13 protein-coding genes and 1 riboswitch are annotated in these 12,726 nt (G+C 45.5%); of the genes, 5 read left to right on the top strand and 8 right to left on the bottom strand.

Annotated elements, in window-relative coordinates; translation table 11 throughout:
• Positions 1–14: 14 nt before the first annotated feature.
• Together RH46_RS01445 and RH46_RS01440 are read left to right on the top strand one after the other, a co-directional pair.
• The gene (locus tag RH46_RS01445; RefSeq protein WP_006877617.1) at positions 15–1,040 is read left to right on the top strand and encodes a tetratricopeptide repeat protein; all 1,026 of its coding nucleotides are present in this window, start codon (positions 15–17) and stop codon (positions 1,038–1,040) included.
• Between the two features lie 170 nt (positions 1,041–1,210).
• Positions 1,211–1,396, top strand: coding sequence for a hypothetical protein (locus tag RH46_RS01440; RefSeq protein WP_006877616.1), 186 nt, complete (start codon positions 1,211–1,213; stop codon positions 1,394–1,396).
• 80 nt (positions 1,397–1,476) lie between these two features.
• Here the strand turns inward: RH46_RS01440 and maiA are convergent, their stop codons facing one another.
• Genes maiA through hppD form a run of 4 tightly spaced genes read right to left on the bottom strand, consistent with a single transcriptional unit; the run spans position 1,477 to position 5,341 of the window.
• Positions 1,477–2,124 carry a maleylacetoacetate isomerase gene (gene maiA, locus RH46_RS01435; protein WP_006877615.1) on the bottom strand — a complete coding sequence of 216 codons (648 nt, stop codon included), beginning with the start codon at positions 2,122–2,124 and terminating at the stop codon, positions 1,477–1,479.
• Positions 2,117–3,130: a fumarylacetoacetate hydrolase family protein gene (locus RH46_RS01430; protein ID WP_006877614.1), complete on the bottom strand. Its 1,014-nt coding sequence runs from the start codon at positions 3,128–3,130 to the stop codon at positions 2,117–2,119. The genes maiA and RH46_RS01430 overlap by 8 nt, the downstream gene beginning before the upstream one ends.
• Before the next feature lie 14 nt (positions 3,131–3,144).
• Positions 3,145–4,275, bottom strand: coding sequence for a homogentisate 1,2-dioxygenase (locus RH46_RS01425; protein WP_006877613.1), 1,131 nt, complete (start codon positions 4,273–4,275; stop codon positions 3,145–3,147).
• Positions 4,268–5,341, bottom strand: a complete 1,074-nt coding sequence (gene hppD / locus RH46_RS01420; protein WP_006877612.1) for a 4-hydroxyphenylpyruvate dioxygenase — start codon at positions 5,339–5,341, stop codon at positions 4,268–4,270. The genes RH46_RS01425 and hppD overlap by 8 nt, the downstream gene beginning before the upstream one ends.
• A 442-nt stretch (positions 5,342–5,783) precedes the next feature.
• On the opposite strand from hppD, the gene RH46_RS01415 reads away from it, so the two are divergent.
• Positions 5,784–6,890: a M20/M25/M40 family metallo-hydrolase gene (locus RH46_RS01415; RefSeq protein ID WP_006877611.1), complete on the top strand. Its 1,107-nt coding sequence runs from the start codon at positions 5,784–5,786 to the stop codon at positions 6,888–6,890.
• A 33-nt stretch (positions 6,891–6,923) separates the two neighbouring features.
• Here RH46_RS01415 and RH46_RS01410 read toward each other — a convergent pair whose 3' ends face one another.
• The 3 genes from RH46_RS01410 to RH46_RS22295 all read right to left on the bottom strand — a co-directional run bounded on the left by RH46_RS01410 (position 6,924) and on the right by RH46_RS22295 (position 9,774).
• Positions 6,924–8,714 carry a putative bifunctional diguanylate cyclase/phosphodiesterase gene (locus tag RH46_RS01410; RefSeq protein WP_006877610.1) on the bottom strand — a complete coding sequence of 597 codons (1,791 nt, stop codon included), beginning with the start codon at positions 8,712–8,714 and terminating at the stop codon, positions 6,924–6,926.
• A 150-nt stretch (positions 8,715–8,864) separates the two neighbouring features.
• Complete coding sequence (locus RH46_RS01405; RefSeq protein ID WP_006877609.1) at positions 8,865–9,599, bottom strand: hypothetical protein; 735 nt, start codon at positions 9,597–9,599, stop codon at positions 8,865–8,867.
• Positions 9,600–9,615: 16 nt separating this feature from the next.
• A complete protein-coding gene (locus tag RH46_RS22295; RefSeq protein ID WP_006877608.1) occupies positions 9,616–9,774 on the bottom strand; it encodes a hypothetical protein in 159 nt (52 codons plus the stop codon).
• A gap of 243 nt (positions 9,775–10,017) precedes the next feature.
• Here RH46_RS22295 and RH46_RS01395 point away from each other — a divergent pair, with 243 nt between their 5' ends.
• A complete protein-coding gene (locus tag RH46_RS01395; protein WP_006877607.1) occupies positions 10,018–10,356 on the top strand; it encodes a 50S ribosome-binding protein YggL in 339 nt (112 codons plus the stop codon).
• 40 nt (positions 10,357–10,396) lie between these two features.
• Here the strand turns inward: RH46_RS01395 and RH46_RS01390 are convergent, their stop codons facing one another.
• Entirely contained in the window at positions 10,397–10,639 is a 243-nt protein-coding gene (locus RH46_RS01390) for a hypothetical protein (protein WP_006877606.1), read from the bottom strand.
• Positions 10,640–11,059: 420 nt separating this feature from the next.
• Positions 11,060–11,157: riboswitch (glycine riboswitch) on the top strand.
• A 107-nt stretch (positions 11,158–11,264) separates the two neighbouring features.
• Here RH46_RS01390 and RH46_RS01385 point away from each other — a divergent pair.
• Positions 11,265–12,638: an alanine/glycine:cation symporter family protein gene (locus tag RH46_RS01385; protein WP_006877605.1), complete on the top strand. Its 1,374-nt coding sequence runs from the start codon at positions 11,265–11,267 to the stop codon at positions 12,636–12,638.
• Positions 12,639–12,726: the final 88 nt, after the last annotated feature.

Genomic DNA, 12,726 nt, shown 5'->3' with positions numbered 1-12,726 from the left:
GTTCCGAGGTTAATTTGCGCATTCTACCCCTTCTACTGCTTGCTTACTCAGCCTTCAGCTTTGGCCAAACGGTAGAGGAACTGACTCAAAGTGCCCAAAACAATAATGTTCATGCCCAGCTAGAACTCGCTGAAAGGTATCGTCAGGGAGATGGTGTCGAATTATCCGATTCTGAAGCCTTTTATTGGTATCAACAAGCGGCGGAAAATGGCAATCAATCTGCAGCTATTCACCTTGGTCAAGCTTACCTCAAAGGAAAGGGAACTAAGGTAGACATCGAAAATGCGATTTTCTGGCTCAATAAAGCCGCTCTGTCCGATGATGCTCAGGCAGCATTGCTGTTAGGTCAACTCTACGAGAGCTTAAAACAACAACCGAGCAATCTGGATCTCGCTGAGCTCTGGTATCAGGAAGCCGCGAAAAACGATCCGCAGGCTGAGGATGATTACGCCCGTATTCTGGAGCAACAGTTTAATGCTCGCAGAGCGAAACAGGTGGCGGCCATTGACCAGTTGGAAGTCGCCTTCGACCATCAACAGATAGAACTGAGTCCAAAGGCTAAGTCGGTCTCGCGCAGTCAGCAGGCAGGTAACAACACAATCTATGCATTAGTTGGCTTACTTCTAGCCAGCATTGCGGTTGTGATTTGGTTATTGAAGACCAATAATGCTCTGCGCCAGGCAGCAAATACAAGTGATTCTGATACTCAAAGACAGCATGTAAAACTCGAACGAGAGCTGAAGCGTAAGGACGATACCCTCAAACAGCAAAAGCGCCAGATGGAAGCCATGTATCGCCATATCAAGAAACAGCAATCTGCACCGAAGCAAGCTGTTAAAGAGAGTCCGAAAGAGAAACCACTAACCCTCGCATGTGCCCTGTTCGGTTACAGCCCAACCAAGATCCCGCCAGAGAAACAAGTTAAGCTGAGATACAAGCAACTGTGTAAGATCTATCACCCAGATCTTAAAGGCAGTGAGGAAGAAATGAAGCGCCTTAATCAAGCTTTAAAAGTCATTCTCGCTCATGTTAATAAATAGTTACAATTAGATTCATATTTGTTTACCCAAATTCGCCAAGTCTTTAAAAATAAGGGCGCGCAATCGATCACCCTCCCATTAAACGTAACAAATACTTAACCAAGACACGTGCTTTATGTCATACTACGTTGCGAAAATAGCACCTAAAAAAATAAAGGTGGGGAGAATTTATGTTTACGATTGAAGGCGTGTGTGACTGGTGTAAGAAACCAAACATGCTAACTAAGCACGATTATGTTGACGGTAAATGTCACCATTCATGCAAAGAGTGTAACGATTTGGCGACGCTAGATGTACGTCAGTTCAACATTGCAGAGTTACAGCAAAGAGAGCGACAGCTCAGCTCTCTTCGTTAATAAACACTGTTTCTCCAGCAACAATGTAATAAGCCACCTTCACGGTGGCTTTTGCGTTTCATTGAGTCAGAGTTTTTCTGCTAGACCGCGTCTGGCTGGGCTTCTGGTATAGCGTCTGCGAACGCTGGCAACTGATTAAGTGACGCCGTCACCTCTAGAATATTTGGGTAAGCCGTTAAGTCGACATTAAATCGCTTAGCGTTATATACCTGAGGTACCAGACAGACATCAACTAAGGTCACCTGATCACCCACAGAATATTTTCCTCTGGTCTGCTGCAGGCGTTGCTCAAGCGCATCAAAGCCCTTAATTATCCAGTTAGCATACCAGCGTGACTTTTGATCGTCGTTCACATCAAGTGTATTGGTAAGATACTGTAACACTCTCAGGTTATTGAGCGGATGCATATCAACCGCGATATCCTGTGCCATAGCCTTAACCAAATAACGCTGCTGTTTGTCAGATGGCGTCAAAGTTACCTCTGGGTATGTATCATCAAGGTAATCAACAATCGCCAGCGATTGATTTAGAGTCATCTGCCCATCGACCAACACAGGAACCAGTTGATTCGGGTTAAGACGCTGAAAATCGGCAGAGTGTTGCTCTCCACCGTTTTTCACCAGATGAACTGAGCGCTGCTCATAGCTTAATCCTTTCAGGTTAAGAGCAATTCTAACCCGGTAGGCCGCCGAGGAGCGCCAGTACCCATATAGAATACGATCACTCATATTTAACGACTCGTTGGTCGATGGCGCCAAATATTGAGTTGCCCTGCTCGTCAAGCATTTCCATTTTGATTCGATCGCCGAACTGCATAAAGCCTGTCGACGGCGACCCATCACGAATGGTTTCAATCATGCGTACTTCTGCGATACATGAGTAGCCTACTCCACCTTCCGCGATCGAGGTACCGTACTCAGTGCCCTGTTTATTAGATACAGTGCCAGAACCGATAATCGCCCCCGCTGACAGAGGTCGGCTTTTCGCTGCATGGGCAATCAGTTGGGGGAATTCAAACGTCATATCAACGCCAGCATTCGGGCAACCAAATGGCTCATTGTTGTAGAAGCTCAGTAACGGCAGATTGACCTTACCGCCATCCCAGTCAGCTCCAAGCTCATCCGGAGTTACAGCGACAGGTGAGAAGACCGACGAAGGTTTAGACTGGAAGAAGCCAAAGCCTTTAGCCAGCTCATTCGGGATAAGTCCACGCAGTGAGACGTCGTTAACCAGCATCACTAACTTAATCGACTCTGCCGCTTGTTCAGCACTGACGCCCATTGGCACATCACCAGTTACAACGGCCACTTCGCCTTCAAAGTCGATACCCCAGGCTTCGTCTACCACAGGAATATCATCGCAGGGGCCAATAAAAGCATCTGAGCCGCCCTGATACATCAACGGATCAGTCCAGAAGCTTGGTGGCATTTCTGCGCCGCGCGCCTTACGCACCAGCTCAACGTGATTAACGTAAGCAGAGCCGTCAGCCCACTGGTAAGCGCGTGGCAACGGAGATTCACACTGCGCAGCCGCAAAGGTCATTTCATTGGTCAGTTCACCACTGTTGAGTGCAACGTATACTTCTTTTAGTTGTGGTTCCACTCGGTCCCAGTCGTCCAGTGCCTGTTGCATAGTCTGTGCAATTTCAGGGACTGCGACACAGTGAGTAAGGGATTTGTTCACTACGACCAACAAGCCGTCACGACTGTCATTTTTTAGGGTTGCTAACTTCATTCCATTTGCCCTTATTATTTTTCTTTCCAGCTATCGACATACTGTTCATTTTCAACCTGACGAGCATGTTCACTAAACTCTAACGCATGTCGGGTATCGATCATGACTGCCACTTCATCGGTGAACTTCTTCTTATACTCCTGACCCGCTTTAAATGCTTTTGGATGAGGGCCATGAGCAAAGCCTGCTGGGTGGAAAGTCACCATACCAGCTTCGATGTTATCGCGGCTAAAGAAGTCGCCTGCGTGGTAGAACAGTACTTCGTCGTAATCGTCATTGTTATGGTAGAAAGGCACTTTTAACGCCCCCGGATCGCTCTCGATCGGTCTGGGCACAAAGGTACAAATCACAAAGCCCTGTCCAACAAAGGTCGTGTGAGCCGACGGAGGCAGATGATAACGGTGAGACATTAACGGCCTGATATCGCGCCAGTTCACTCGCACCACAGCAAGGTCGCCGTGCCAGCCAATCGCATCAAGGGGATTGAATGGGTATGTCACAACACTCACCTGATCGTGTCGTTTGATATGTACCTGAGTCGACTGTTCTGAGTACTGGTCTTTGAACGCCTGATCGATTTTAGGCACATCCAGAACTGCCGGGTCGAATACGGCATGGTTACCGACCATACCTTTCTCTGGCAGAGTATAAGCAGCATCGGTATTTTCAATCATCAGGATGAACATTGGTTCATGCGTTTCAAGACGCCAGCTAGTAGAACGAGGGATCATGACGTAATCCCCTTCTACCACTTCAAGATGACCATAGTCACAGAACAAATCCGCTTTACCCTGATGGATAAACAGTAGCTCGTCACCATCCGCATTACGCGCCAGATGCTCCATTGAGCTATCCAGCTTCCAGATACGAACTTTACAGTTGGCATTGTGCAACAGATGTGGAACAGACCATGGCGAGTTCTGAACTGACTCTTCTACCAGATTAAAGTTAAACGCACGCGGTTTTAGCTCCCCTTGCCAGTCACTCCAACCTGTTGGTGCGTGCTGGTGATGGAAGTGAGCTGCCGGGCCGAAAAATCCGCTGCGACCCGCTTCGCGTTCGTAAATTGCCTGTTCCGGGAAGTCAGCGTGCGCCTGTTTGGAGCACACTCCCTCCCGGTGAGGGAATGTTATCCATTTATGCATCGTCTAGTACCCCACGACGGATCTGATCTTCTTCAATTGATTCAAATAGCGCTTTGAAGTTACCTTCACCAAAGCCTTCATTGCCTTTACGTTGGATGATTTCAAAGAACACCGGACCAATAACAGTCTGAGTAAAGATTTGTAGCAGGATGCCATCTTTCATTGGCGCGCCGTCAATCAGGATTCGCAGGTCACGAAGCTTACTCACATCTTCTTTATGGCCTTCCACACGATCGTCTACTTTTTCATAGTAAGTATCCGGTGTTGGCATAAAGTCCATGCCGCGGTCACGCAGTGTCTGCACCGTTTGATAGATGTCATCTGTGGTCAACGCAATATGCTGGATACCTTCACCGTTGTACTCGCGAATGAACTCTTCAATTTGTGACTTATCATCTGATGATTCGTTGATTGGAATACGGATCTTGCCACAAGGTGCTGTCATTGCGCGGCTAACGAGGCCAGTCAGTTTACCTTCGATATCGAAGTAACGAATTTCTCGGAAGTTGCCGATACGCTCATAAAAACCAGACCAAACATCCATGTTGCCCTGCTTAACGTTGTGAGTCAGGTGGTCAATTTCATACAGACCGACATCCATCTTCTCAAGACGCTCTTTCGCATCATCATAGAAACGGAAGTCGACTTCATAGATGCTGCCGTCCTGATAACGGTCAACAAAGTAAAGCAGGCTTTCACCAATACCGTAGATAGCAGGAATGCTCAGTTCCATCGGGCCGATTTCAGTGATGTACTCTTTACCACCATTTTCCAGTGCCTGCTTCATCGCGACAGCAGAATCGGCAACTCGAAACGCCATACCACATACTGAAGGACCATGGACTTTCGCGAACGCATGAGCCTGACTATGCGGCTGAGCGTTGACGATAAAGTTCACGTCACCTTGACGGTAAAGCCAAGCTTCTTTAGAACGGTGTTTCGCGACTTCTGCAAACCCAAGAGAGTTAAACAACTGCTTCAGGTCCTGAATACCCTTATCATCTGCCGCTGTGTATTCGACAAATTCAAAACCATCAGTGCCAAGTGGGTTGTACGCTTCGTTCATTTTTTATCCCTCGTTTAATAGTAACTACCGTGTATCTATCAATAACTTGGCTGATCACGGGAAAAAAATGAACCTCACCACACCACTTTGAGGTTAACGAGTTGTAATTAAAAACTGTAAACCTTAGGTGGAAAATTCATAAAAGTCATTTAAAATCAGAAGCATAACGCAAAACAAGTAAGTAACATTTAGTTTACATTTGTTCTTTTCTCACCTTTAACCGGCACAAAACTGCTTTAATCAGCGACAGAGTTCGCTATGTTCGGTAAAGGTTGTAGACCGTTTTAAATAGCCAATAAAAATACCAGTCACTACTCCCATTCATTACCTAAATCACCTAAGTAAAAAAACCGTCAGAGTCACCGATAGATTGACGTAGCGCAGATTTAATCGTGCCTCAGAAGGATATGGTATTCCCCTCTGTTCCTAACGAGGTATAACAATGACTCAAATTAATCGTGAGCGTCTGGTCGAACATTTCTTTCAACTGATCAAAATTGACAGTGAATCTCGCAATGAGAAACAAATCGGTGAAACTTTAGCTGAGCAACTAGGTGAACTTGGCTTTACTGTACATAAGCTACCTGTACCAGAAGAGGTATCTAACGGCTTTAACGTTTATGCACGCTTAGAAGGCGAGCTACCTGACAGCATCGTTCTTAGCTGCCATATGGATACCGTCACTCCGGGCATTGGTATCGAACCTATCATTGAGGATGGCATCATCCGTTCAAAAGGGAACACCATTCTTGGTGGCGATGATAAATCTGGCATCGCGGCAATTATGGAAGCGGTACGTTGCATTCAGGCTTCTAATCAAGCACACAAAACTATCGAGATTGCCTTCACGGTTCATGAAGAGGGCGGACTGTTTGGCTCTCAACATTTCGATATGTCATACATTCAGTCAGATAAAGCTATCGTGCTAGATACAGGCGGCCCGATTGGTACTATCGTCAATGCTGCACCTGGTCAGCAAAAAATCGTTGCTAACTTTATCGGTCGTCCTGCCCACGCAGGTTTAGCACCAGAAGAAGGCATCAGTGCGATTCAGGTAGCCGCAGATGCGATTACTCAAATGAAGCTATTGCGCATCGATCATGAGACAACAGCGAACATTGGGATTGTTGAAGGTGGTAACGCGACCAATATCGTGATGCCAAACCTGAAAGTTGTCGCTGAAGCTCGCTCACTAAACGATGACAAACTTTCCCAGCAGGTGGCTCATATGATTGAGACATTTGAAGCAGCAGCAGAAAAGCATGGTGCTCAGGTTGAGATTGAGTCAACGCGTGCTTACAACGCCTTTGTGATTGCTGACGATCATCCTCACATTGAAGCCGTCAAAGCTTCTTTCGCTGCAATCGGCGCACAACCTTACACCAAAGGTACGGGTGGCGGTAGCGATGCAAACAACTTCAATGCCAAAGGGTTAACCACAGTAAACATCTCTACGGGTATGAGCAAAGTGCATACCACTGAAGAGTTTATTGCTATTGATGATATGGTTAAAGTGACTGAATTTGTACAGCACTACCTGACCCACTAATTAAATGTAAAAAAGCCGCTAAAAGCGGCTTTTTTATTCTCTGGTGAGTTTGACCAAGCGGGCTTCGCGTATCTCTTGCTTCATCATTGAACCAAATTCGGCAAACGAAAGCGGTTGTGAGAACAAGTATCCCTGATATTGGTCACACCCTTCTTGTTGCAACACATCCAGTTGCTCTTGATACTCTACCCCTTCAGCCACTAGTTTTATGCCTAAACTGTGCCCCATCTGAATAATTGTTCTGACCAGCACCCTGTCGGAGTGGCTGACCGGGCAGTCATCAACAAAACATTTATCAATCTTGATCACGTCTGTCGGCAGTTGTTTTAGATATTTAAGGCTGGAGTACTCGACACCAAAGTCATCAATGGCAATAGAGACACCAATTGCTCTTAACTGGCGGCAAATATCTGTGATGTTTTCTGGATCGCTCATCAAGGTCGATTCGGTGATTTCCATCTGCAAAAGGTGTGATGGCAACTGAGTCTCTTTCAAGGCATGACATACCACTTCAAACAGATCAGCATGGGCAAACTGAACCGTAGAGACATTGACCGCGATACAGATCGGGATTCCCTGATCATTGTATTGCTTAGCCTGACGACACGCTTCATGAATGATCCAATGACCAACCGGAACAATCTGGGTCGTTTTCTCCGCGATTGGAATAAACTCTCCCGGTGAAATTGGTCCAAGTTGAGGGTGATTCCAACGCAGTAAGGCTTCTGCACCCACAATTCTTCCGGTTTCGATTTCAACCTTGGGCTGGTACATCAGCATAAACTGGTCGCTCATTAACGCAGACTTAATCTCCGTTTCAATTTGATGCTGCCTGATCGTCTCGCCCAACAGCTCATCATCAAACCAACAAACCGACCCTGCTCCTTCTGAACGTGCTTTATACAGGGCAAAATCAGCGTTTTTCTCCCAGACTTCAATACTGCCAAGCGCATCCCCCGCCATTGCAACACCAATACAGTAAGCAAGTCGGTGAGAAGTGTTATCGACACTAAACATCACTCGCTGGTGTCTGCCCAGTTTGTCGACCAACTCATTGAGCGTTTCGAGGATATCCTTGCTTTCAACCACGACTAAGAACTCATCCCCACCAAATCGATACACCTTGCCATCTTCATCAACCAGATCTTTCAGGTGTTTGGCAAATGCGACCAGCAATTCGTCGCCGTGACGATAGCCAAGTCGATCGTTAACGTTTTTAAATCCTTCTAAACCAATATGGATCAAGCCAAAGTTTTTAGCGTTACTTTCATCGATTCGAGTAAGGTCATCACGATAAGCGTTGATATTTGGCAGCTTAGTGAGGTAGTCAGTCTGGCTCTCCGTCTTGAAAGCAATGGCTTGCTGCCTGGTCTTCATGTACGAATAAGTCATTACCGTGGCAAACACGCTACTGGCAGTCATTTCTATCGATACATCGATAAAGGCATCAAACTCAGTTAACGATAATTGGTAGAGATAACCATTGATGAGAGCCGCACACACCGCAATTGGCCATAAGGTACCAGGAAAGAGAACGACGTAGCACAATGGCAACGCGAACAGACAGATCTTAATTTCGTCTAAGCTGAAGTGCTGCACCAGACCACCAGCAATAAATATCGCTACCGCGGCAAAAGCACATAAGTGTTTCAGAGCTAAGATTTGAGTATATAGAGCAAATAACAGCAGCGCAGGAAATAGATAGAATGGTATTTCCCACGGATGAGGGTCTGATAACAGTGAGTGAGACATAACACCCACCGCAGCAATATAGGCGAGGTACCCAATAACCTGAACGCCTTCGTTAACTTTAAGCAGCTGCATCCTTAGCCTTACTTTCCCTAGCAATTACTTTAAACGTAGCGCATTTTCTGCAATTCGGGTCATAAGTTATGAGAATCCTGCCTCTATACTGAGACAGATACAAAAACGCCTCTAAATAGAGGCGTTTTTTGTAAGTCCGAAGCGAAATGTTTAAAGTCCAAGTTCTTGCGATAAGGCTTTCATTTGCTTGAGGTCCATCTGATGGACACGGATCATTTGTTCAACCTGACTCATTCGCGACTGGGCTTCATCTTGTTTATCACAAGCATCCGATTTCGCATCCCATGACGTCCCTTCTAAATAGATGTCACATTGCTTTTTCAGTGCAACAATCTTAGGAGCCAACTCCTCACGTTCTTTTTCGAGCGCTTCGAGCTCCTGAGATACTTTCAGCTCTTGCTGGAACAACTCGCGAGAACGTTCAAACATTGTCGCTTGCATGTCAGCCTGTCTGTTGAGCTTGTTGTTCTGATTATTAACCGTAGAGATCTGCTGTTTCTGTTCAGCAACCTGCTCTTCCAGCGACATATTCACTTTTTCCAGCTCTTTGATTTGTTGCTGGAGATCGTCGATTGCCCCTTGGTGCTCTTGTTGCTGGGCCTGCATAGCGAGCTGAAGTTTCTCTGCCACTTCATCGTCAACTTTAGCCACTCTCTGCTCTACTTGAGTCGCCATCTGCTTCTTATCAGTGACTAAGGTTTGATATTGCTGTTCAAGATCCTGGTAGGTCGACTCCCACTTCTGGGCAGTCAGTGTGGAACCAATCAAGCCACCTAACGCCAATCCAAGGATACCAGCGATGAGAATATAGAGATGAGTGCGCTTGTCTCGCTCCTCAATCACAACTACGTCATCGTTCTCTTGTATATCGTTTTGTTCGTTCACTTATTGCTCCTAAAGCCTAGCGAATTAGTTCCGTAACCATGAGTGTCGCCGTATAGATAATGAAACTGGAAACCAATGTTATCACGACGTACTTCTGCAACTTTTCGCTCGTACGATAACGGATCAGTACAAACGCAATGGCAATCAAAAACGCAATGGCAAGTAACCTTGTCATAACCTCTCCTTAGGCAGACCCTATACTGACTACTTTATACCACTTTTTGCACTCAAATGGTCAGAGCCAGGTTGTTTTAGTGTCTAACAGCATTAAATAAATTGATTCAATTGGTTACTTTAAATACTAACTGACTTTGGCTGGATAAAAAGCCGTCATTTCCTATGATAGTTCAGTATTTTATTTGGTGAGAAGAATAGAATGAGGTATAAAGAGCCGTAATGAAACCATGGGACTGAAATAATGAAACCATACAAAGTAGACAATAAAAAACGTCGCATCCAGAAGAAGCTTTTCTTAGGTGAGTTTGCGATGAAAGGTTTTGAACTAAGCTGCGAAACGACCATCAATGATTTTGATCGTTACGATGTATTTGTCGATGACTTCATCGATTACATCGATGGTCTGGGTCTTTGCTTTGGCGGCGGCGGTCTGGAACTGTTTGAAGGTTTCCTATGTTGTAACCAACGTTACGCTGATGCCACTGAAGAGCAGCAGGCACAAGTTGTAGCATGGCTTGAAGCACGTGAAGAAGTGAAATCGGTTCAAGTTAGTGAACTAGTAGACGCCAACTACTTCTAAACTCTTCAATAGCGCCGTTTCCGGCGCTATTTTGTTTACCCTATCTCACTTCCATTCCCAGATTGTACTGCGCCAGACAGCGGGTTACGTAACTTACTTTTAACAATGCAGCTATCACTATGGTGCTAATATGCGCCGCGATTTGCTGGTTTAAGCTGAACTGTTCTGCATACGGGTAAGAAATCAAAACACTGAATACCAGTGCCAAAAAAGTCACCACTAGAGCAACGTTAGAAAAAGTTAGTAATTTTTTAAACATCATTTGAGTTGGTTGAGCAAACATATTGACCTCACTGTGATCATTTCATTGTCGTTTTCCTATTACATTGCATTTCTCTTGCCAATATTTTTATTTGTTAAAAATCATAAAGATAGAAACATATCACCTTCGAAAACATGTCATTAAGACTCGAAAATAAAAGTGTCAATATGACACAGTGAAACATATATGACCCTCATTGATTAGCACCTGATATTTCTAATTAAACATGTAAATTTGTTATTGAATTACATCAAAATAATGATAGAGTTCACACGTCGACAGCAATCAGTGCTATCGACCAACTTTTGCTCGAAGTTCGAGCAATTGTTCCGATGAAGACTGCAGGAGAGTGGTTATTTACCAAATGTTAACATTTGAAAAGGATAACCTACCGAAGAAGTAAATCTTTCAGGTGCTATTTAGGTAGCGTGGACTGTAGTTGGAGGAACCTCTGGAGAGAACCGTTAAATCGGTCGCCGAAGGAGCAAGCTTTACCAAAGTAAAGTGAAACTCTCAGGCAAAAGGACAGAGGAGTGGAAAGATCTAACCTGCTACGTCGCGTTTCTGCCTGTAGCTAACCAGAGATCCCTGATCTCTGTGCTTTCCCTCTTCTCCTTAAATAAGCATTATCACTTAAGGGGAAATCATGGATAACCTTCAATCTTTACTAAAAACAATCGACAACTTTGTCTGGGGACCGCCACTTCTAATCCTATTGGTCGGTACTGGTGTCTACTTCACTTTTCGCCTCGGCTTACTACAGTTTCGACACCTACCAACAGCGTTAAAACTCGTATTTAGCAAAGATGACTCTGGCAAACAGGGCGACGTCTCTAGTTTTGCTGCCTTATGTACAGCACTATCAGCAACTATCGGTACTGGTAACATCGTCGGCGTAGCGACAGCAATTAAACTTGGTGGCCCTGGTGCCCTATTCTGGATGTGGCTTGCTGCCTTATTTGGCATGGCGACCAAATACGCCGAGTGTCTGCTTGCCGTTAAATACCGCCAGACAGATGACAAAGGTCAGATGATCGGTGGCCCTATGTACTACCTGCAATACGGTGTCGGCTCTAAAGCACTGGCAATCATGTTTGCTGTATTTGCTCTGGGTGTAGCCTGTTTCGGTATTGGTACCTTCCCGCAGGTCAACGCGATTCTTGATGCCAGCGAACTGTCATTTGGTGTTTCTCGCGAGCTCTCTGCTAGCGCACTGACTCTGTTGGTTGCCTTCGTAACTCTTGGCGGTATTAAGTCAATCGCTAACGTTGCAGGTAAAGTCGTACCGGCAATGGCTGTGTTCTATGTGCTGGCTTGTTTAAGCGTCATTATTATGAACGCAGACAAGTTACTTGATGCGGTTGAACTGGTACTTGTTTCTGCTTTCACTTCAACAGCAGCAACGGGTGGCTTCCTCGGCGCAAGTATCATGCTAGCCATTCAATCAGGTATTGCGCGCGGTGTATTCTCTAACGAATCCGGCCTCGGTAGTGCTCCAATGGCCGCGGCAGCTGCGAAAACTGACTCATGTGTCAAGCAAGGCCTGATCTCAATGACAGGTACCTTCTTCGATACCATCATCATCTGTACTATGACAGGTCTTGCGCTGATCCTAACCGGCGCATGGCAAAGCGATTTTGCAGGTGCTGCAATGACCACGCACGCTTTTGCAGTAGGTTTAGACTCACAGACATTCGGCCCAATGATGGTATCGATCGGTTTGATGTTCTTTGCCTTCACTACGATTCTTGGCTGGAACTACTATGGTGAGCGCTGTGTGGTGTACTTATTTGGTACTAAAGCTGTCTTGCCTTACAAGATGATTTTCGTCTGTCTGGTTGCTTCAGGTGCTTTCCTACACCTCGACATGATCTGGATTATCGCTGATATCGTTAATGGTCTGATGGCTATTCCGAACCTAATCGGTTTGATTGCACTACGTCAGGTGGTTATAGAAGAGACAAAACGCTACTTTGATTCGGCAGTGAGCATGGTACAAAAAAACCAACACCTTGCTTAATCGCCTTTCATTTTACAAGGGGTAAGCCATGCTGCTTACCCCTTGCTAACCTTACCCTCACCTTGCACTCCACTTAGAAGCACTAACT

It is taken from the genome of Vibrio brasiliensis LMG 20546 (assembly GCF_000189255.1).
In the GTDB taxonomy this organism is placed as follows: Bacteria; Pseudomonadota; Gammaproteobacteria; order Enterobacterales; family Vibrionaceae; genus Vibrio; species Vibrio brasiliensis.
The sequence above is the reverse complement of the archived record's forward strand: the minus strand, read 5'-3'. Positions and strand labels throughout refer to the sequence as shown.